The organism is Nocardiopsis sediminis, assembly GCF_042650565.1.
GTDB lineage: Bacteria > Actinomycetota > Actinomycetes > Streptosporangiales > Streptosporangiaceae > Nocardiopsis_B > Nocardiopsis_B sediminis.
The window spans coordinates 344,466-363,266 of the sequence record NZ_JBHSBH010000008.1 but is presented as its reverse complement, the minus strand read 5'-3'; the positions used below and the strand labels follow the sequence as shown (position 1 = coordinate 363,266).

Genomic DNA, 18,801 nt, shown 5'->3' with positions numbered 1-18,801 from the left:
GCCCGACCATGCGCATCGCGAGGTTGTCCACCGCCCTGTACGTCGACGACGTGGCCGCCGGCCGCGACTTCCTCGTCGGCCACTTCGGCTTCCGCCCCGCCCTCGACAGCGAATGGGTCGTCAAGCTCGTCCACGACGGCACCCCGTGCGAGCTGATCCTGCTGCCGCGGGCCGCCCACCCCGATCAGGCGCGCGCCGAGGGCGTGATCATCGCGCTGGAGGTCGCCGACGCCGCGGCCGAGGAGGCGCGGCTGCGCGCCGCCGGGGTGGACATCACCCTGCCCCTCCTCGACGAGGACTGGGGCGAGCGGCTCTTCCAGGTGCGCGACCCCAACGGCGTCACGGTCCAGCTGGTCCAGTGGCTGGCCCCCGCCCCCGTGACCGCCTGAGACGGCGCTCTCGGGGGCGCTCGCGGCCGCCCGCGGGGGCTTCGGACACCCTCGGGGCGGCCGTGATGTGCTGCGCGGCGTGGCCGGAACCCGTTCCGGCCACGCCCGCCCGGCGCCGGCGGCGCGCCGCCCGGCATTGTCCGCCCGCGTGGCTAGCGTGGTGCTCCAACGCAGGCCAGATACACGGACAGGCAGGTGGAGCCCGGTGATCACGCATATCAGCGTCGCGGTGATGTACGTCCGCGACCAGCAGCGGTCGGTGGACTTCTATGTCAGCAAGCTCGGTTTCGAGAAGACCGTCGACGCTGAGATGTGGCCCGGGGCCCGGTGGGTGGAGGTGCGGCCCTCGGGCGGGCAGACCGCGATCACCCTGCACAGCGCGAGCGCGTTCAACCGCACCCCTGGCGAGGGCGCGTTCCTCACCTTCGCCTGCGACGACATCGAGGCGACCGTGGCGGACCTGCGCCGCAGGGGTGTGAAGGTGACCGACCCGGTCGAGGAGCCCTGGGGCACCTACATCAAGGCCACCGACCCCGACGGCCACGAGGTCATGATCTCGAAGAAGTGACGCTCCGGGGCGCCGCGCCGCGTGGGGTGCGGCGCCCCGGGCGGCGGGCGGTCAGTGCCGCGGGCCGGTGGTCCGCAGGGCGCGCAGGTGGCGGGAGACGAGAGCGGCCACCCGGTCCTGGTGCTCGGTCAGGTAGAAGTGCCCGCCGGTGAAGACCTCCATGTCGAACGCGCCGCCGGTGTGGTCGCTCCAGGCGCGGACCTCCTTCAGGGTGGCGCGCGGGTCGGCGTCGCCCACCAGGGCGGTGACGGGGGTGGCCAGGGGCGGGCCGGGGCGGTAGGCGTAGGTCTCGATGGCGGTGTAGTCGCTGCGCAGCGCGGGCAGGATGAGCGGGAGCAGCTCGGGGTCGTCCAGGAGCGAGGAGTCGGTGCCGTCGAGGCGGCGCATTTCCTCGATGAGGCCCGCGTCGTCGCGCCGGTGCAGGTCCTCGCCCTCGCGGGTGCGCGACGGCGCCCGCCTGCCCGACACGAACAGCCGCGCCGGGACCGTGCCGGCGCCCTCCAGCCGCCGCGCGACCTCGAAGGCGATGACGGCGCCCATGCTGTGGCCGAAGAGGGCGAGCGGGCGGTCGTTCCACGGCAGGAGCGCGTCGTAGACCCGGTCGGCGTACTCGGCCATGTCGCGCACGCCGGGTTCGCCGCGCCGGTCCTGGCGGCCCGGGTACTGCACGGACAGCACGTCGGCGTCGTCCTTGAGCGCCCGCGACATCGGGAAATACACGGCGGCCGAACCGCCGGCGTGCGGCAGGCAGACGAGCCGGATGGCGCTGTCGGGGGCGGGATGGAAGCGTCGGATCCACAGTGCGCTGTCGTTGGGGGCGGCTGCCATCGGTCGGCGATCCTCTCATGTCGATCCTCCTGCGGCGGGCCACAGCACCCGTCGCCGGTCGCGCCGGTGCACAAGGCGATCGTGCCATGCCCGGTCCGCGGCTGTGGGGCCGCCGCGGGTACCGGTGGGGGAAGGATGGGCAGGTGCACGGTGCCGCATGTCCCGGAAACGTCGGCACCGGGTCCTACGGTGTGACCGTGGACACGATCGGCGGTCCGGTACCGCACCGCGGGGGCGTGGCCCCCGTGCCCCGGGGCGGGAGAACGGACACATCGCCTGTGCGACGATATGATCACGGAATGTCACACATGGCCTCGGTGCTGCACCGGCACCGGGTGGCCCGCTCCTGCCGGGAGCGGGCCGTGGCCGCGCGGCGGAGCGGCCGCCCGGCCCGGGACGCACCCCCGGGGTGGACGCGCGCGGCGGCCCGCGGTGTCCGTGCTCCGTCCTGCGTCGGCGCTCGGCTGGACCACGCTCCGCTGCCCGACGCTGCGCTGATCGGCGCCGCACCGGCCGGGCGGGTGCGGCGATGACCGGCACCGCGCCCCCACCCCCCGGGCCGGCGCCGGGTGGGCCCGCCGGGCACTCCGCGACCGGTCGCCCGGCCGAGCCCCCCACCGATCCCCTGGCCGGCGACGACGACCTGGTCTTCGCGGCGCTGGCCGACCGCACCCGGCGCGACCTCCTCGACGCGCTGGCCGCCCGGGGCCGGGCCACGGCGACCGAACTGGCCGCCGCTCTGCCCGTCACCCGCCAGGCGGTCGCCAAGCACCTCGCCGTGCTCCGGCGCGCCCGGCTGATCTCGGGAACCCGCAACGGCCGGGAGGTCCACTACTCCCTGCGGCCGGGGCGGCTGGCGGCCACCGCGGGCCGCCTGTCCCGGCTGGCCGCCGCGTGGGAGGGCCGCCTGGCCCTGCGCCGCTGTCCCGAAGGCGGCGCCCCACCCCGGTGACCGTCCGGGCGTCACCGGCGCGCCGCCGGGTCAGCGGCGGTGGGGCACGGGGATGGTCGCGAGATCGGCGGCCAGGACCACCTCCCCGCCGAAGTGGGCGGCCGCCTCGGCGACGAACCGCTCGTCGTCGGCCGCCTCGTAGCGTTCGGAGATGTGGGTGAGCACCAGCGTGCGCACCCCGGCCTGCTCGGCGATGCGCGCCGCCTGCGCGGCGGTGAGGTGGCCGCGCGATGCGGCGAAGTCGGCCTCGGAGTCCAGGTAGGTCGACTCGATGACCAGCAGGTCGGCGCCTTCGGCCAGCTCCACCGCCGCCTCGCAGTAGGCGGTGTCCATGGCGAACGCGAACACCTGGCCGCGGCGCGGGACGGCGCACTCCCCCCGTCCCACCCAGGCACCCTCGGCGTCGCGGACGCGTCCCTCCCGCTCCAGGATCCCGATGTCGGGGCCGGTGATGCCCCGGGCCGCGAGGGCTTCGGGCAGCATCCGCCAGCCGTCGGGCTCGGCCAGCCGGTAGCCGTAGGTCTCGATGCGGTGCGTGAGCCGGCGGGCGGTCAGCGTGAACCCGCTGTCGCCGCCCAGGTCGGCGACGTCCCCGCTGACCGGCTGCTCGGCGAGCACGTCGGCGTCGTCGAACACCGACGCGTGGCGCAGCCGGCGCCAGTACTCCAGCCCCGACGCGGGGAAGACGGCCCGCACCTCGTGGGGCACGCGGTCGCGCGCGATGCGCTGGACGATGCCGGGCACGCCCAGGCAGTGGTCGCCGTGGAAGTGGGTCACGCAGATCCGGGTGAGGTCGTGCGCCGACAGCCCGGCGTGGCGCATCTGCCGCTGGGTCCCCTCCCCCGGGTCGAAGAGGACACCGTGGTCGTCCCAGCGCAGGAAGTACCCGTTGTGATTGCGGCGCTTGGTCGGTACGGCGCTGGAGGTCCCGAGGACGGTGAGTTCGCGAGCGGACATGGGCGCCATCATGGCAGCCCCGGGGCGTGCGCCGAGCGGTTCGCGGCCGGTCGCGGGCGCCGCGCGCCGTGGGCGCTGTGCGGGCCGCCCGGTGCCGTCGGCCCCCGCTCACGCCGGAGCGGGCGACGGCGGTGCCAGGAGCGCGCGGTGGCGCAGCACCCAGGATCGGGCGGCGCGCACCTCATCGGGGACGCCCGCAGCGCACAGCCGCACCATGACCGGATGGCCTTCGGCGGCCTCCGCCTCGATCCCGGTGGCGGTGCGCTCCTGGATGGCGGCCACGGCGCCGACGACGCCGGTGCGGTCGGTGAGGCCGTATCCGTCGCAGATGGCGCCGATCCCGGCCGCCGCCTCGGCCACGGGACCACGCCGATGCGGGCCGAGCGCGAGGTAGTGCCAGCAGGCGTGCCCGATGTCGTCGAGGCGGCGCCCGGGCGCCGCGAGGTCCCAGTCGATGAAGGCGAGCGGGAGGGGCCCCTCGGGGGTGTCGCGGTAGACGGTGTTCTTGGGGTTGAGGTCGTTGTGGCAGGCGACCTCCGCGCCCTCGGCGAGCGGGGTACCCGCGGTGCGGTCGTGGAACGCGCGCGTCAGCTCCCCGACCCGCTTGAGCGCGGCCGGCGTCGCGGCGGCGGCCACGGCGTCGGCGCCGAAGGCGGCGTAGCCGTCGATGTACTCCAGGACCTGGCGACCCTCGGCGTCGGTGCCGAGGTCGCGGGGCGCGCCGGGCCAGTCGCCGAGCAGGGCGAGCAGCCGGCGGACGTAGCCGAGCCCCGGAGGGGGCGTGCGGCGCACGGTGGCGCCGATCCGGACGGCGTCGGCGAAGGCGCCGCCGGCCAGCGGTTCCGGTGTCGCGTTCGCGTCGTCCGCCGGGCCGCGCCGGTCCGCCGGGGGAACACCGGGGTCGTCCATGGGCGCCACTGTCGCAGAGCGCCGGCCCCGGCGGCAACGCCGGGAGCGGGCGTGGCGCCCGGGGCTCAGGGCGCGATGCGCAGGTGGCGGGCGGTGAAGGGGGTGGCGAACTTGCCGTGGGGGTCGAGGTCGGCGGCCAGCGCGCGGAAGTCGGGCAGGCGGTCGTAGAGGGCGTCGATGCGCTCGGGCGGGGTGGTGAAGAGCTTGCCCCAGTGGGGGCGCGCGCCGAAGGGCCGCAGCCGCTCTTCGACCAGCTCCATCACCGGGCGCACCGCATCGGGGTCCTTGACCCAGGTGAAGTGGAATCCCACGGTGTCGCGCCCATGGCTGGGGCTGAGCCACAGCCGGTCGGCGGCGATGGTGCGGATCTCGCTGATCTGCACGACGGGGGCGATGCGGTCGCGCACGGCGTCGAGTTCATGGACGGCGGCGACCGCGTGCTCGCGGGCGACGAGGTACTCCGATTGCAGCTCCTCCCCGCTGCTGGGGGTGAAGTCGGGGCGGAAGTGCGGCAGCCGCTCGAACCAGGGGCCGGGCACGCCCAGCTGTGCGGTGCAGCTGTGCGGGGACATGCCGGGCACCGGGTGGCGGGGGCCGTCGGCCGGGCGCGCGCCGAGGTCGCCGGGGCCGGGTGTCGCATCGCCGGGGGAATCGGTGCGCCGCTTGACCCACACCTGGTCGATGGCCGGGCCGCGCCAGCCGGTGAACATGCTGACGCTGTATCCGGCGGAGGTGATGTCGGTGAAGTGGTCGTCCAGCGCCTCCAACGGGAGGGCTTCGTAGACGTGCTGGCGGACGTAGAAGGCGGGGACGACCTCAAGGGTGAGGTGGGTGACGATGCCCAGTGTCCCCAGCGCGACCACGGCCCCGTCGAAGCGGTCGCCGTACCCGGCGCGGTCGAGGGTGCGCAGGTCGCCGTCGGCGGTGACGATCTCCAGCGCGGAGACCGAGGTGGCGAGGCCGCCGTTGCCGTCGCCGGACCCGTGGGTTCCGGTCGCACACGACCCGGCGACCGAGATGTGCGGCAGCGAGCCGAGGTTGCGCAGCGCGTATCCCATGGCGTGCAGGCGGCGGCCCAGTTCGCCGTAGCGGACCCCGGCGGCGACGCGGACCGTCATCGTCGCGGCGTCGGGATCGGCCACGGGGTCGAGGGCGGCCAGGGAGACCAGCGCTCCGCCGGGGGAATCGGCGATGTCGTTGAAGGAGTGGCCGGAGCCCAGGGCACGGACGCGCGGGGCCGCGGCGACGATGCCGCGCAGCTCCTCGACGGTGGCGGGGTGGTGCACGTGCCCGGCCCGGAAAACGGTGTTGCCCGCCCAGTTGGTGAGTCGCCGGTCCATGAGGGGCCTCCCCGCGCCGTGGCCGCGGAGCCCGCGGCACCCGCGGGACATTCTGGCACCGGCGGAACACGGTCCCCTCTCCCGGTCCCCGGCTCGCGCGCAGGCGCGCCGGCCGACCCCGCCGCCGCGGTCGGCGAACTGGCGGAGGGCCGTCGTGCCCGGTCCGGGGCCCGGTGACCAGGCCGGTCGCCCGGCCTGCTCCTTGTTCGGTACGCCGGACGTGACCGTCAGACCGTAGGAGACGATCACGCCGAGGTGGCACACGCACGCCAGGGAGACGGCGCGGCCGTCACGATCAGCGCGCGCTTCTCCTTGGCAACGCGCCGGTGGTACGTGGGCACAACACTGCTCATGAACCGATCATGTGAGGTGAGTGGCTTGACTCGCCACTAATCGGCAACTTATTCTCGACGAGTGGTGAGCCACTCGACTCACCACTGGTTCCGAGGTCGTCAGCGATCTCGTCCGGTCTGCCTACCTAGTGAAGGACGCTTCATGACCCGCTTCAGAAGCCAGACCGCGCTTGTTACCGGCGGAACTGGCGGTCAGGGCGCGAGCCACGTACGCGCGTTCCATGCCGAGGGCGCGAACGTGGTGATCGGCGACATCGACGCCGACCGCGGTGCGGCGCTCGCCGAGGAGCTCGGCGCCCGTGCTCACTTCACGAAACTCGACGTCACTGACGAGACGTCATGGTCTGCTGCGATCCGCGCTGCCGAGGACACCTTTGGCGGCCTGAACGTGCTGGTGAACAACGCAGGTGTGCAAAATCCGCCGGCACCGATCGAGCACACTGACCAAGCGATCTGGTCGCGCATTCTGGACATCAACCTCACCGGCACCTTCCTCGGCATGAAGGTGGCCGCACCCGCCTTGCGCCGTGCTGCGGGAGGGTCCATCGTCAACATCGCCTCGACCATGAGCATCGGCGGCACGGCCCACTACGCACCCTATGTCGCCAGCAAGTGGGCCGTGCGAGGGCTCACCCGCACCGCAGCTCTCGAGCTCGGCCGCGACGGTATCCGCGTGAACACGATCCATCCCGGTGTGATCGCAACGCCGTTCATCAACGAGCCGGCGGCCGGCGCCACAGCAGCGATCGCCGACTTCTACTCGCCTGAGCCGTTCGCCATCCCCCGGCTCGGGGAGCCGGCCGACGTCACCCGGCTACTCCTGTTCCTTAGCTCCTCGGCAGCGGCGTTTATAACGGGGTCGGAGTACGTCATCGACGGTGGTCTTCTGCTCGGTCCCGCTCTTCAGAGCGAGCCCGTGTGAGTACCCAGGACCCGGCTGGATCGAACGACTCCCCACGAGACGAGTCGTTGTCGCACCTCCCCGAACGCATCCGGCGAGCCATCGAGATCACCCCCGCCGCAGGGACGCGCGAACGGATCATCGACATCACGACCCGGGGACGCCGCACGGGCAGACCGCGCCGCATCGAGATCTTCTTCTACCGAGCCGCCGGAAGGACCTACCTGTGCAGCGGCGCCGGCGGGGCCGCGACCGACTGGCATGCGAACCTCCTCGCCAACCCCGGCTTCACCTTCCACCTGAAGAACGGGGTCCGTGCGGACCTCGCTGCTCAGGCCACGCCCGTGACCGACCCGGCCGAACGTCAGGCGGTGCTGTCAGAGATCGTCGCTGACCTCAACCAGCCCCACGACCCCGGCACCATCCGGCCGACCCGGCTTGAAGACTGGGCGGCCAGCAGGTTGATGCGTATCACCTTCCCCCGGCCGTGAACGTCGCCCTGGGTAGCGGCACTGCTCTACGCACTCGCCACACCCCACAACCGACATCGAAGCGAGGCGCCACATGCCCTCTGAGACAACGACCCACCTGCGCCTGACCATCAACGGCCAGTTGCGCGAGGTGGATGTCGACAACCGCACGACCCTGCTCGACCTCCTGCGTGAACAGCTCGCGCTGACCGGTACCAAGAAGGGTTGCGACCACGGCCAGTGCGGGGCCTGCACGGTGCTCCTGGACGGTGAACGCGCCCTGAGCTGCCTGCGGCTCGCGGTCACTCTGACCAACGAGGAAGTCACCACCGTCGAGGGTCTGTGCGGACCCCAGGGTCGGTTGAGCGCCCTACAGGACAGCTTCGTGGCACACGACGCGCTGCAGTGCGGCTACTGCACCCCAGGTCAGGTGTGTTCGGCCGTGGGGGCCCTCCGCGAGGCGGGACGGGGGTGGCCCAGCCGCGTCACCTCTGGACTCGCGCACGACGTCGACCCCGGCACGCTCTCCCGTGCCGAGATCGCCGAGCGCCTCAGCGGGAATTTGTGCCGCTGCGGCGCCTACCCGCGCATCGTTGACGCCGTCCGGGCAGTCCTTCCCACCGGTGACACGTCGGCGCCGCCCACCCAGGTCGAGACCGAGACGGGAGACCAGTCGCAGTGAAACCGTTCACTTACGTCCGAGCCCGGACGCCGGCCCACGCCGTCGACCTCTTCGCAGACCGTGACGGCGCCCACTTCGTCGCCGGGGGGACCAACGTCACCGACCTGCTGAAGCTCGGCGTGCTCGAGGCATCGCACCTCATCGACGTCACCGACGCCCTCCCCCGTGAGATCGAGACCCTCCCCGACGGCACGACCCGCATCGGCGCCGGGGTCGGCAATGCCGTCCTCGCAGGGCACCGCACCATCAGGGGCCGCCACCCAGCGCTCGCCGCAGCCCTACTGGCCGGCGCCTCGGGCCAGATCCGCAACGCCGCCACCGTCGGTGGCAACCTGCTGCAACGAACTCGCTGCACCTACTTCCAGGACGTGACCCGCCCCTGCAACAAACGCGAACCCGGCACCGGCTGTCCTGCCCTGGCGGGCGCACACAGAGAGCTGTCCGTCATCGGCGGGTCCGGAACCTGCATCGCCACTCACCCCGGCGACATGGCCGTCGCCTTGGCCATGTACGACGCCGAAGTCGAGGTCCACCACACCGATGGCCGGGCGACGAGACTCCCCGTCGGCGAACTCCACCGGCTGCCTGGGGACCGACCCGAACGCGACACGGTCCTGGCACCCGGGGAGCTCGTGACCGCCGTCTACCTGCCTGACCCGGGACCGCATCGGTCCGCCTACCGCAAGGTACGCGACCGGCAGTCCTACGCCTTCGCCCTCGTCAGCGTGGCCGCCGCGGTCACCGCGGGGCCCGACGGGAGCACCGTGCGACTCGCGTTCGGCAGTGTCGCACCCAGGCCGTGGCGCGCACGCACGGCCGAAGAGCGCCTCCGGGGACACGTGCTCACGGACGAGCTCGTGCGCGCGGCGCTGAACGCCGAGTTCGCCGCCGCCACACCACTGCCCGGCAACGCCTTCAAGGTCGAGATGGCCAAAGCAGTCGGCTTGGCCACCGTCCGGGACCTCCTGGCAGGCCGCGGCGAAAACGCCCCCGACCAAGCCCACGACGTACCTGGCCCAGCAGAGCCCCCCCACACCCCGCCGGCACCGGCGGAAGGACCCGAAGGAGCCGCCGGATGAGCGCCGACCACGCGGCCCCCGCCCCCGCCGTGGGCAGACCTGCCACGTCGCCGGGCACGGCCGGGGAAGCACCAAGGCGCCTCGACGCACCCGACAAGGTCTCCGGACGCGCCCGCTACGCCGTCGAATATGACCTCCCCGGCGCCGTGTACGCGTGGCCGGTCCAGGCGACGATCTCGCGGGGCCGCATCGTCTCGGTGGAGACGGCGGCCGCGCACAGGGTCCCGAGGGTCCTAGAGGTGCTCACCTCGCAGAACGCGCCACGGCTCGATGCCAAGGGGAAGATCGCGATGGCCCACGCGGGCGCACTGCCCGACCTGCTCCTGATGCAGGACGACCGGGTGCACTTCCGGGGCCAGATCGTTGCCGCCGTCATCGCCGAGACCCTCGAATCGGCACGTGAGGCCGCGTCCCTGGTCGATGTCGTCTACGCCGCGGAGGAGCCTGAGCTGACCGCGGTCCCGGACGATGCCCGGAGCATCGTCCCGGAGATGACCAACGACCTCAGCCCCGGCCGCGTCGAGCGCGGCACACCGCTACAGGCGCTGGCCGACGCACCCGTCCAGGTCGATCAGACCTACACCACCTCCGCACAGTTCGCGCAACCGATGGAACCGCACGCCGCCACCGCCCAGTGGGAGGCAGCGGACCGGCTGACCCTGTACAGCTCCGACCAGGGGCCGTCCTGGACCGCCGTCACGTTCGCTGCGCTCTTCGGCCTCGCCACCGATCACGTCGAGGTGGTGGCCGAGTACGTCGGCGGCGGTTTCGGCTCGAAGGCCGCCCCCCGCCCACCGGCCATGCTGGCCGCGATGGCGTCCCGGCTCGTCGGCAGGCCGGTGAAGGTGGCCCTCAACCGCCCGCAGTCGTCGACTCTCACGACTCACCGGAGTCGCTCGGCGCAACGAGTCAGGCTGGGAGCCGAGCGGGACGGCACCATCATCAGCATCGTTCACGAGGTGACCGGTCAAAGTTCGCGACTGCTCCCGTACGTGGACCAGACCGTCAGCATGTCCCGGATCCTCTACGACGCCCCGCACAGCCTGACGGTCAGCAGAGTCGTCCAGCTCGACGTCCCGACTCCGGGCTGGGTCAGGGCACCGGGGGAAGCCCCCGGCCTCTTCGCCCTGGAGTCCGCGATGGACGAGCTTGCCCACGAGCTCGGTCACGACCCCGTCGAGCTGCGGATCCGCAACGAACCCGAGGTGGACCCCGAGTCCGGCCTCCCGTTCAGCAGCCGGTCGCTGGTTCGCTGCCTGCGCACGGGTGCCGAACGGTTCGGGTGGTCCGACCGCGATCCCCGACCCGGAGCACGTCACGACAGCGACTGGTGCTACGGCATGGGTGTCGCGTCCGCCATCTACCCCGTGCTGCTGTTCCCCTCGACCGCGACGATCGTGGCCAGGTCGCATACCGACTTCGAAGTCGAGATCGGCGCCGCCGACATCGGGACCGGCTCACGCACCGTGCTCCACCAGTTGGCAGCAGAAGCTCTCGGCGTCTCGATGGAGAGCGTCCAGCTGAAGATGGGACGGTCATCGCGAGGCCTCGCCCCGTTTGCAGGAGGCTCCATGGGCACCGGGTCGTGGGGATGGGCCATTCACCAGGCGGCCCTGCAGGTGAAGAGTGCCCTGGCGCGAGAGTCGATCCCGCCGGCGGGTCTGCGAGTCACGGTGGATACCGCGGAGGAGGCGATGCTGCCCCCGCAACACTCCCGCCAGAGCTACGGCGCGCAATTCGCGCAGGTGCGGGTCAACCGTTACACGGGGGAGGTCTTCGTGGACCGCCTTCTCGGCGTGTTCGCCAGCGGGCGGATCATCAACCACGCGACCGCGCGCTCGCAGGTCGTCGGTGCGATGATCATGGGCCTGGGCATGGCCCTCACCGAAGCCGCCGAACCGGACACCACCCTGGGCGGCTGGGTGACACAGGACCTGGCCTCCTACCACGTGCCCGCACACGCCGACATCCCCGACATCGACGCCTTCTTCCTAGAGGAGACCGACCTGCAGGTCGGTCCGGTCGGAGGCAAGGGAGTCGGAGAGATCGGCATCGTCGGAGTAACCGCCGCCATCACCAACGCCGTCTTCAACGCCACGGGGATCCGGGTCAGGGACCTCCCCGCCCTCCCGGATCGAATGTCCGCTGCACTCACCGCGGTTCCCAACAGGGTGTCCTGAGCGCCGTCGCCCCGGCCGGGGTTCCCGTGCCGGCTACCCCTTGCGGCGCTGGAGGGATTCGGCGAGCTCTTCGCGGTTCATGTGGGAGCGGCCCTCGATGCCCATCTTCTCCGCCTGCTCGTAGAGCTCGTCGCGGGTCAGCGGGGCCTTGCCCGCCGACAGGATGCGGCGGACCTCCTCCTGGCGCATGCGGTCGAAGGCCGCACCCAGCTCCTCCAGCCGTTCGGTGCTGACCGCCTTGGCCAGGGCGGGCAGGATCTCGTCCTCCTCCTGGCGGACATGGCGGCGCACCACGTCGACCAGCTCGTGCAGGCGGTCGTCGAACAGCGGGGAGCCGCAGTCGGTGGCCGACAGCCGCTCCAGGATCTCTTCGGCCTTGTGGTGCTCGGCGGCGCAGCCGCGGACGCCGTCGGTCTCCCCCGCCTCGTGCTCGGCCACCGGGTACAGGTACTCCTCGGCCGCGTTGCCGTGCGCGACGAACCGCGCGGCCACCTCGCGCACGAGGCGCTCGCGCTTCTCGGGGGCCCGCCCCAACGGGCCGAACATCTTCTCCAGCTCGCGGTGGTCCCGGGTGATCAGCGTGATGAGGTTGCGGGCCATGACCTTGCCTCCCCCTGGGCGGACGCCGGGCACCGCCACGCGGCGTGGCGGAACCCTCCCGCTACCCGCCCGGGCGGGGGATCACACACCCCGAGGCGTCCCGGAGCGTCCGCGCCCGGCTCGAAGCGCCCCATCCGTCCGGATTCCCCGTCCCGCGCGGCCCCGGCGCCTATCCTGCGGGGATGGAGATCGTGATCGTGTGTCCCGCGTGCCAGGGCAGCGGGCTGCGGGTCAATGTCGTCGGCTACGCCGGGGGCGACCTCGCCGGGGAAATGGTCGTGCCGCGGCGCTGTCCCGACTGCGCCGGCGGGGGGCGCATCACCACCGCGGGCTGGTCGGCCGTCGACGAGCACGACGACGGCCCGCGCGCCGACGAATAACGGACCACCTCCGTTCACACGCCGAACCATCCGGAAACGGCTGCGTAACCGGACGAGACCGGTAGGGAAACAGGTCGGCGCGAGACTCCCCCTTGGTATCCCCAGATGAAACACAACACCAAGGAGGTGGACGCGCGTGGGCTCAATGCGCGCCGGCGCCGCCCTCACATCCGCACTCGCCGCCCTGGCCCTCACGGCCACCGCGTGCGGGTCCGCCGGTCCGGGCGGGGTCACCGACGACACCGTCAGGGTCGGCATGCTCCACTCCCTCTCGGGGACCATGGCCATCAGTGAGGTGACGGTCCGCGACGCCGTCCAGCTCGCCATCGACGAGATCAACGCCGACGGCGGCGTGCTCGGCCGGCAGATCGAACCCGTGATCGAGGACGGCGCCTCCGACGAGGCGGTGTTCGCCGAGAAGGCCCAGAAGCTGCTCCAGTCCGATCAGGTGGCCACGGTCTTCGGCGGGTGGACCTCGGCGTCGCGCAAGGCCATGCTCCCCGTCTTCGAGCGCAACAACGGCCTGCTGTGGTACCCGGTGCAGTACGAGGGCCTGGAGGCGTCCGAGAACATCGTCTACACGGGGGCCACGACCAACCAGCAGATCGTCCCGGCCCTGGACTACCTCAAGGAGCAGGGCCACACCTCGATCTACCTGGTGGGCAGCGACTACGTCTTCCCGCGCACCGCCAACCAGATCATCACGGCCTATGCCGAGGCCAACGACATGGAGATCGTCGCCGAGGACTACACCCCGCTGGGCCACACCGAGTACTCGACGATCACCGGCAGGATCGCCGATTCCGAGCCCGATGCCGTGTTCAACACCCTCAACGGCGACTCCAACGTCAGCTTCTTCCAGCAGCTGCGCTCGGCCGGGGTGAGCGCCGAGGACACCCCCGTGCTGTCGGTCAGCGTGGCCGAAGAGGAGATCGAGGGCATCGGCGCCGAGAACATCGCCGGCCACCTCGTGGCGTGGAACTACTACCAGACCACCGACACCCCCGCCAACGAGGGGTTCGTGTCCGCGTTCCAGGAGGCCAACGGCGAGGACCGGGTCACCTCCGACCCGATGCAGTCGGCCTACAACGCCGTGTACCTGTGGGCCGAGGCCGTGGAGAAGGCGGGCGGCTTCGAGGTCGACGACGTGCGCGCCGCCCTGGATGGGATCGAGCTGGCGGCCCCCGAGGGCGACATCAGCATCGACGGCGCCACCCAGCACGTGGTCAAGACCGCCCGGATCGGCGAGATCGGCGAGGACGGCATGATCGAGCAGGTCTGGGACTCCGGCGAGCCGATCGCCCCCGACCCCTTCCTGGAGGGCTACGACTGGGCGCAGGACCTGTCGGGCAGCGGCGGCTGACGCCCTCTCCGCCCTCTCCCCCGCCCCCTTCCCCACTGCACGGACAACGGCGTCCGCCTGCCCGCCCCCGCCCCGGGTGCCCGGCCCTCCCGGCCGGCGCCCGGGAAGGCAAGAGAGATGCGATGGACGCGATAGTCAACCAATTGCCGATCGGGCTGGCGATCGGCGCCGTGCTGCTGCTCGCCGCACTGGGCCTGAACTTCACGTTCGGCCAGATGGGCGTGGTCAACATGGCCCACGGCGAATTCATCATGGTGGGCGCCTACACCGCCTACGTGCTCCAGGCGTGGGTGCACCTGCCGGCCTCGACCTCGCTCGTGATCGCCCTGCCCGCCGCCTTCGCGATCGCCGGGACCCTGGGCTGGCTGCTCGAACTGGGGGTGATCCGGCACTTCTACGGCCGCCCTCTGGACACGCTGCTGCTCACCTTCGGCATCGGGCTGGTCCTCCAGCAGCTGGCGCGCGACGTGTTCGGCGCACCCAATGTGGACGTTCCCGCGCCCGCCTGGCTGACGGGCGGGATCACCCTGGCCGGGGTGCGGCTGCACTATTCGCGGCTGTTCATCCTCGCCCTGGCGATCGCCTGCGTGGCCGCCATCGCCTACTACCTCAACCGCAGCCGGCCGGGGCGGCAGATGCGGGCCGTCATCCACAACCGCGACCTCGCCGCGGTTTCGGGCATCGCGACCCGCCGTGTGGACGCCGCCACCTTCTTCATCGGCTCGGGCCTGGCCGGGATCGCCGGGGTGGCGCTCACCCTCATCGGGCCAACAGGGCCCACCCTGGGCACCAACTACATCGTCGACGCGTTCCTCGTGGTCGTCATCGGCGGGCTGGGCCAGCTGCGCGGAACCGTGATCGCCGCGTTCGCCCTTGGCCTGCTCAACGCGCTCGTGGAGTTCTGGAGCGACGCCAGCCTCGCCAAGGTCGTCGTCTTCGCCGCGATCATCGCCTTCCTCCAGATGCGCCCGCAAGGACTGTTCACCGTGAGAACGAGGGCCCTGACGTGACGTCTTCACCTTCCGCCCCCGCCCCGGCCCGACTCCTCGCGCGGCTGGGCGGCCCGGCGGTGTTCACCGTCCTGCTCCTCACCGCCGTCCTGGTCCTGCCGCTGGTGATGCAGCCGTTCCGGCTCAACCTGCTCGCCCAGTACCTGTGCTACGCGATCGTCGCCGTGGGCATCGCGCTGGCGTGGGGGCGCGGCGGCATGCTCACCCTGGGCCATGGCGTCTACTTCGGCCTGGGCGGCTACGCCATGGCCATGCACCTCACCCTGGCCAACTCCGCGGCCGATCCGCTCGATCCCGGCGCGCTGCCGCAGTTCATGTCCTGGAGCGGGCTGACCGAGCTGCCCCTCTTCTGGCGGCCCTTCGCCGACCCGGTGTTCGCCCTGGCCGCCGCGGTCCTCGTTCCGGGGGCCGTCGCGGCGCTGCTGGGCTGGGCGGTTTTCCGCCAGCGTGTGCGCGGCGCCTACTTCGCGATCCTCAACCAGGCGCTGGCCGCGGCATTCGTCATCCTGCTCATCGGCCGCCAGCACCTGACCGGCGGCTCCAACGGGCTGACCGACTTCCCGGTCTTCGCGGGGATCGACCTCTACCGCCCTGAGGCGCAGCAGGGCCTCTACGTGCTCACGGTCCTCGCCCTGGCAGGGGTGTACCTGCTGTTCCGCCAGGTCGCCCGCAGCCGCTACGGGGCGCTGCTGATCGCCGTGCGCGACGGCGAGGACCGGGTGCGGTTCCTCGGCTACGACCCGACCTGGATCAAAACCGTCACCTACACCCTGTCGGCCATGGCCGCGGGCGTGGGCGGGGCGCTGTTCGTGCCGGTCATGGGCATCATCTCGCCCTCCCTGCTGGGGGTGGTCCCCTCGCTGATGCTGGTGCTGGCCGTGGCGATCGGCGGCCGGTACAGCCTGGCCGGGGCCGCGGCCGGCGCCGTGCTGGTGAACGCCGCGCAGACCACGTTCTCCGAGGCGTTCGCGGGCGGCTGGCTCTACCTCCAGGGCGCGCTGTTCGTCCTGGTGATCGCGCTCGCGCCCGGAGGGCTGGCGGGCATCGCCCGCGCGGCCGCCGAGCGCCTGCGCGCCCGGTGGCCGGCCGCGCCCTCCCCGGCACCCGCGGCACCCGCGTCCCCGACCTCCCCGGCCACCGAAGGGACCAGATGAGCACCCCACTCCTGGAACTGTCCGGCATCCGCGTCGTCTTCGGCGACTTCACCGCGCTCGACGGCATCGACCTGACCGTCGGCGAGGGGGAGCTGCGCTTCCTCATCGGCCCCAACGGGGCGGGCAAGACCACCCTCATCGACGTCGTCACCGGCCGCACCCGGCCCACCTCCGGCACCGTCACCTTCGCGGGCCGACGGCTGACGCGGCGCGGGGAGCACCGCGTGGTGCGCGCCGGCATCGGCCGCACCTTCCAGACCGCCGTGGTCTTCGAGGAGCTGACCGTCGCCGACAACGTCGACCTCGCGGCGTCGTTCCGGATGAACCCCATCGGGCTGCTGCGCCGCAGGCGCGGCCTGAGCGGTCCCGTCGCCGCCGTCCTGGACCGTGTGGGCCTCGCCGCCTTGGCCGACCACCGCGCCGGCACCCTCTCCCACGGCCGGCGGCAATGGCTGGAGATCGCCATGCTGCTGGCCCAGGACCCGCGGCTGCTCCTGCTGGACGAGCCGGTGGCCGGCATGAACGCCGACGAGCGGCAGCGGACCGGCGAACTGCTCACCGAGATCGCCGCCGACCGCACCGTCATCGTCGTCGAGCACGACATGGACTTTCTGCGCCGCTATGCGCGCGACGTCACCGTGCTGCACGAGGGCCGCGTCCTCACCGAGGGCACCGTCGCCGAAGTACAGGCCGACCCGCGGGTGCAGGAGGTCTACCTGGGCCGCGGTGGCGCCGGATCCGGCGCCGCCGGCCCGGTGGCCGCCGCCGCGAACGAGGAGGGACGCTGACATGCTGACCGTCCAGGGCCTGTGCTCGGGCTACGGCCGCGCCCAAGTGCTCTTCGATGTCGGCCTCACCGCCGAGCCGGGGAGCGTCACCTGCGTGATGGGGCGCAACGGGGTGGGCAAGAGCACGCTGCTCAACACCGTCGCGGGCCTGATCCCCGCGACCGCGGGCCGGATCTCCTTCGACGGCGCCGATGTCACCCGCGCGCCCGCCCATGCGCGGGTGCGCGCCGGTATGGGCTACGCGCCGCAGGGGCACGCGTCCTTCGCCCCGCTCACGGTGCTCCAGAACCTCCAGGTCGCGCGCGAGGCGGCCGGGCGGGCACGGCCCGAGGCGATCGACCGGACGCTGGAGCTGTTCCCGAGGCTGGCCCCGCTGCTGGAGCGCCGGGCGGGGCTGCTCTCGGGAGGACAGGCCCAGCAGCTCGCGATCGCCCGCGCCCTGGTCGCCCGGCCCGCCCTGCTCATCCTGGACGAACCCACCGAGGGCATCCAGCCCTCCATCGTGGCCGAGATCGAGGAGGCCATCGCCGCCATCGCCGGCGACGGGGTGGCCGTGCTGCTCGTCGAGCAGTACCTCGACGTGGCGCTGCGGCTGGCCGACAGCATCACGGTGCTGGACGCCGGCCGGGTGATCCACGCGGGGCCGCGCGCGGAGCTGGACACAGCGGGCGCGCAGCGGCTGCTCGCGATCTGATGCGCGCGGCCCGGCGGGCGCGTCCTCCGCTGTCGGCGCCGGTCGGAGCCGGCACCGACAGCGGCGGCCGCCGGTCAGGCGAGCCGGAGCCACCCCGTGCGCACCCGCCAGGAGCCGCCCGAGCGCACGTGGCCGGCCGCGGCGCGCTCCAGCGTGGTGCGGGTGGGGGCCCTTTCGGGGTCGACCTCGGGCATGCGGAACACGAACCGGAAGACGTCGGCGTCGCCGGGCGCGTCCGCCTCCACGAGGGTGAACCTGCGCTGGAAGGCGAGGATGTTGGAGGAGGGGGGCAGGTGGTCGGCCAGTTGCGGGTCCAGCAGCCACGACGTGCAGGTCGCCACCGGGTAGTCGGCTGCGAAGCAGGAGCGGAAGAATCCGCGGGCCGCGTCCAGCGAGCGCTGGACGCTCGGGGGGTCCAGCGGGCCGTCGGCGGGGATGTGCAGCCGCAGCGCAGGCGCGCCCTCGGCCAGTTCCGGCCCCAGGCCGGCGGCCTCGCCGGGGCCGTACCAGGTGACCGCGCCCGCCGTGAACAGGGTCGCGGGCTCGTATTGCAGCCGCCCCAGCTCGAAGAGGCCGGCGCGGAAGTGCAGCGCCGCCCACGTGGCGGTCTCCAGGCCCAGCCGGCCGAACATGGCGCGGGTATGGCCGATGTGGCGCCCGATGTCGCCGAGGGTGGCCGAACGCACCTGCGGCGGTATGCCGTGGCGGTCGTAGACGGCGTCCAGCAGTGGGACGGCGGCGGCCAGCGCGTAGACCACGGCACAGCGCGCCCGCACGTCCTCGGCGGCGACGAGATTGGGCCAGGCGCGCCATTCCCGGCGGTCTGCGGCGATGTCGGCGGCCACGCGCGCGTACATGCGCTCCAGCAGCCACCACGCCTCCAGGGGCCAGGTGGGGTCGGGCCAGGCCTCCAGCAGCTCCGCGGCGTCGCGCTCGGCCGGCGCGAACGGCGCCAGCGCCGCGGCCGCCCCCGCCCTGCCGGGCAGCGGCACACCCCCCTCCGGCAACGGCAGCGCGGCGGCCTCTTCCAGCCACCCGCGCACGGACTCGTCCAGACCCAACCGGTCGACCACAGCAGCAGCGTCCATGCCCATATCTTCGCCCGCCCCGCGGGGGCCGAAGCGTCCGGCACACCCTCCGCCCGGGAACGGGCGACGATCACGGTCGGTGAGACCGCCGTCGCCATACGGTGAGGGCGAGTTCA

General features: G+C 72.7%; 20 protein-coding genes. 14 read left to right on the top strand and 6 right to left on the bottom strand.

The window, feature by feature from the left end; genetic code table 11:
• Positions 1 to 8: 8 nt before the first annotated feature.
• Entirely contained in the window at positions 9 to 389 is a 381-nt protein-coding gene (locus ACFOVU_RS13415) for a VOC family protein (RefSeq protein ID WP_378533407.1), read from the top strand.
• Between the two features lie 205 nt (positions 390 to 594).
• Positions 595 to 957, top strand: coding sequence for a VOC family protein (locus ACFOVU_RS13410; RefSeq protein WP_378533406.1), 363 nt, complete (start codon positions 595 to 597; stop codon positions 955 to 957).
• A gap of 51 nt (positions 958 to 1,008) precedes the next feature.
• On the opposite strand, the gene ACFOVU_RS13405 is transcribed toward ACFOVU_RS13410, so the two are convergent.
• On the bottom strand, positions 1,009 to 1,785 hold the full coding sequence (locus tag ACFOVU_RS13405) for a thioesterase II family protein (RefSeq protein ID WP_378533404.1): 777 nt from the start codon (positions 1,783 to 1,785) through the stop codon (positions 1,009 to 1,011).
• A 529-nt stretch (positions 1,786 to 2,314) separates the two neighbouring features.
• Between ACFOVU_RS13405 and ACFOVU_RS13400 the strand changes: the two genes are divergently transcribed.
• The gene (locus ACFOVU_RS13400) at positions 2,315 to 2,737 is read left to right on the top strand and encodes an ArsR/SmtB family transcription factor (protein WP_378533402.1); all 423 of its coding nucleotides are present in this window, start codon (positions 2,315 to 2,317) and stop codon (positions 2,735 to 2,737) included.
• A 30-nt stretch (positions 2,738 to 2,767) separates the two neighbouring features.
• Here the strand turns inward: ACFOVU_RS13400 and ACFOVU_RS13395 are convergent, their stop codons facing one another.
• The 3 genes from ACFOVU_RS13395 to ACFOVU_RS13385 form a co-directional block, all read right to left on the bottom strand.
• Entirely contained in the window at positions 2,768 to 3,694 is a 927-nt protein-coding gene (locus ACFOVU_RS13395) for a ribonuclease Z (protein ID WP_378533400.1), read from the bottom strand.
• 108 nt (positions 3,695 to 3,802) lie between these two features.
• Entirely contained in the window at positions 3,803 to 4,603 is an 801-nt protein-coding gene (locus tag ACFOVU_RS13390) for a phosphotransferase (RefSeq protein WP_378533398.1), read from the bottom strand.
• A 65-nt stretch (positions 4,604 to 4,668) separates the two neighbouring features.
• Positions 4,669 to 5,943 (bottom strand): FAD-binding protein, encoded by a 1,275-nt coding sequence (locus ACFOVU_RS13385; protein ID WP_378533396.1) that lies wholly within the window; start codon positions 5,941 to 5,943, stop codon positions 4,669 to 4,671.
• A gap of 495 nt (positions 5,944 to 6,438) precedes the next feature.
• On the opposite strand from ACFOVU_RS13385, the gene ACFOVU_RS13380 reads away from it, so the two are divergent.
• From ACFOVU_RS13380 to ACFOVU_RS13360, 5 genes are all read left to right on the top strand, one after another.
• Entirely contained in the window at positions 6,439 to 7,218 is a 780-nt protein-coding gene (locus tag ACFOVU_RS13380) for an SDR family NAD(P)-dependent oxidoreductase (RefSeq protein WP_378533394.1), read from the top strand.
• Positions 7,215 to 7,688, top strand: a complete 474-nt coding sequence (locus tag ACFOVU_RS13375; protein WP_378533392.1) for a nitroreductase/quinone reductase family protein — start codon at positions 7,215 to 7,217, stop codon at positions 7,686 to 7,688. The genes ACFOVU_RS13380 and ACFOVU_RS13375 overlap by 4 nt, the downstream gene beginning before the upstream one ends.
• Before the next feature lie 73 nt (positions 7,689 to 7,761).
• A complete protein-coding gene (locus tag ACFOVU_RS13370) occupies positions 7,762 to 8,349 on the top strand; it encodes a (2Fe-2S)-binding protein (RefSeq protein WP_378533390.1) in 588 nt (195 codons plus the stop codon).
• Complete coding sequence (locus tag ACFOVU_RS13365; protein ID WP_378533388.1) at positions 8,346 to 9,428, top strand: FAD binding domain-containing protein; 1,083 nt, start codon at positions 8,346 to 8,348, stop codon at positions 9,426 to 9,428. The genes ACFOVU_RS13370 and ACFOVU_RS13365 overlap by 4 nt, the downstream gene beginning before the upstream one ends.
• The gene (locus ACFOVU_RS13360; protein ID WP_378533386.1) at positions 9,425 to 11,608 is read left to right on the top strand and encodes a xanthine dehydrogenase family protein molybdopterin-binding subunit; all 2,184 of its coding nucleotides are present in this window, start codon (positions 9,425 to 9,427) and stop codon (positions 11,606 to 11,608) included. Before ACFOVU_RS13365 ends, ACFOVU_RS13360 begins: the two co-directional genes overlap by 4 nt.
• Positions 11,609 to 11,641: 33 nt before the next feature.
• On the opposite strand, the gene ACFOVU_RS13355 is transcribed toward ACFOVU_RS13360, so the two are convergent.
• Complete coding sequence (locus ACFOVU_RS13355) at positions 11,642 to 12,208, bottom strand: hemerythrin domain-containing protein (RefSeq protein ID WP_378533384.1); 567 nt, start codon at positions 12,206 to 12,208, stop codon at positions 11,642 to 11,644.
• Positions 12,209 to 12,390: 182 nt separating this feature from the next.
• Here ACFOVU_RS13355 and ACFOVU_RS13350 point away from each other — a divergent pair, with 182 nt between their 5' ends.
• The 6 genes from ACFOVU_RS13350 to ACFOVU_RS13325 all read left to right on the top strand — a co-directional run bounded on the left by ACFOVU_RS13350 (position 12,391) and on the right by ACFOVU_RS13325 (position 17,597).
• Positions 12,391 to 12,588 carry a hypothetical protein gene (locus tag ACFOVU_RS13350; protein WP_378533382.1) on the top strand — a complete coding sequence of 66 codons (198 nt, stop codon included), beginning with the start codon at positions 12,391 to 12,393 and terminating at the stop codon, positions 12,586 to 12,588.
• Positions 12,589 to 12,733: 145 nt separating this feature from the next.
• Positions 12,734 to 13,951, top strand: a complete 1,218-nt coding sequence (gene urtA / locus ACFOVU_RS13345; RefSeq protein WP_378533570.1) for an urea ABC transporter substrate-binding protein — start codon at positions 12,734 to 12,736, stop codon at positions 13,949 to 13,951.
• A 122-nt stretch (positions 13,952 to 14,073) separates the two neighbouring features.
• Positions 14,074 to 14,961 carry an urea ABC transporter permease subunit UrtB gene (gene urtB, locus ACFOVU_RS13340; RefSeq protein WP_378533380.1) on the top strand — a complete coding sequence of 296 codons (888 nt, stop codon included), beginning with the start codon at positions 14,074 to 14,076 and terminating at the stop codon, positions 14,959 to 14,961.
• Positions 14,958 to 16,115 carry an urea ABC transporter permease subunit UrtC gene (urtC, locus tag ACFOVU_RS13335; protein ID WP_378533378.1) on the top strand — a complete coding sequence of 386 codons (1,158 nt, stop codon included), beginning with the start codon at positions 14,958 to 14,960 and terminating at the stop codon, positions 16,113 to 16,115. Before urtB ends, urtC begins: the two co-directional genes overlap by 4 nt.
• A complete protein-coding gene (gene urtD / locus ACFOVU_RS13330) occupies positions 16,112 to 16,903 on the top strand; it encodes an urea ABC transporter ATP-binding protein UrtD (RefSeq protein ID WP_378533376.1) in 792 nt (263 codons plus the stop codon). Before urtC ends, urtD begins: the two co-directional genes overlap by 4 nt.
• 1 nt (position 16,904) lies before the next feature.
• Positions 16,905 to 17,597: an ATP-binding cassette domain-containing protein gene (locus tag ACFOVU_RS13325; RefSeq protein WP_378533374.1), complete on the top strand. Its 693-nt coding sequence runs from the start codon at positions 16,905 to 16,907 to the stop codon at positions 17,595 to 17,597.
• A gap of 74 nt (positions 17,598 to 17,671) precedes the next feature.
• On the opposite strand, the gene ACFOVU_RS13320 is transcribed toward ACFOVU_RS13325, so the two are convergent.
• On the bottom strand, positions 17,672 to 18,685 hold the full coding sequence (locus ACFOVU_RS13320; RefSeq protein WP_378533372.1) for an acyltransferase domain-containing protein: 1,014 nt from the start codon (positions 18,683 to 18,685) through the stop codon (positions 17,672 to 17,674).
• Positions 18,686 to 18,801: the final 116 nt, after the last annotated feature.

Coding starts and splice junctions, on each gene's coding strand:
- ACFOVU_RS13350 (WP_378533382.1), top strand. CDS start 12,391: ATGGAGATCGTGATCGTGTGTCCCGCGTGCCAGGGCAGCGGGCTGCGG.
- urtB (WP_378533380.1), top strand. CDS start 14,074: ATGGACGCGATAGTCAACCAATTGCCGATCGGGCTGGCGATCGGCGCC.
- urtD (WP_378533376.1), top strand. CDS start 16,112: ATGAGCACCCCACTCCTGGAACTGTCCGGCATCCGCGTCGTCTTCGGC.
- ACFOVU_RS13380 (WP_378533394.1), top strand. CDS start 6,439: ATGACCCGCTTCAGAAGCCAGACCGCGCTTGTTACCGGCGGAACTGGC.
- ACFOVU_RS13395 (WP_378533400.1), bottom strand. CDS start 3,694: ATGTCCGCTCGCGAACTCACCGTCCTCGGGACCTCCAGCGCCGTACCG.
- ACFOVU_RS13360 (WP_378533386.1), top strand. CDS start 9,425: ATGAGCGCCGACCACGCGGCCCCCGCCCCCGCCGTGGGCAGACCTGCC.
- ACFOVU_RS13400 (WP_378533402.1), top strand. CDS start 2,315: ATGACCGGCACCGCGCCCCCACCCCCCGGGCCGGCGCCGGGTGGGCCC.
- ACFOVU_RS13390 (WP_378533398.1), bottom strand. CDS start 4,603: ATGGACGACCCCGGTGTTCCCCCGGCGGACCGGCGCGGCCCGGCGGAC.
- ACFOVU_RS13320 (WP_378533372.1), bottom strand. CDS start 18,685: ATGGACGCTGCTGCTGTGGTCGACCGGTTGGGTCTGGACGAGTCCGTG.
- ACFOVU_RS13415 (WP_378533407.1), top strand. CDS start 9: ATGCGCATCGCGAGGTTGTCCACCGCCCTGTACGTCGACGACGTGGCC.
- ACFOVU_RS13355 (WP_378533384.1), bottom strand. CDS start 12,208: ATGGCCCGCAACCTCATCACGCTGATCACCCGGGACCACCGCGAGCTG.
- ACFOVU_RS13385 (WP_378533396.1), bottom strand. CDS start 5,943: ATGGACCGGCGACTCACCAACTGGGCGGGCAACACCGTTTTCCGGGCC.
- urtA (WP_378533570.1), top strand. CDS start 12,734: ATGCGCGCCGGCGCCGCCCTCACATCCGCACTCGCCGCCCTGGCCCTC.
- ACFOVU_RS13325 (WP_378533374.1), top strand. CDS start 16,905: ATGCTGACCGTCCAGGGCCTGTGCTCGGGCTACGGCCGCGCCCAAGTG.
- ACFOVU_RS13405 (WP_378533404.1), bottom strand. CDS start 1,785: ATGGCAGCCGCCCCCAACGACAGCGCACTGTGGATCCGACGCTTCCAT.
- ACFOVU_RS13370 (WP_378533390.1), top strand. CDS start 7,762: ATGCCCTCTGAGACAACGACCCACCTGCGCCTGACCATCAACGGCCAG.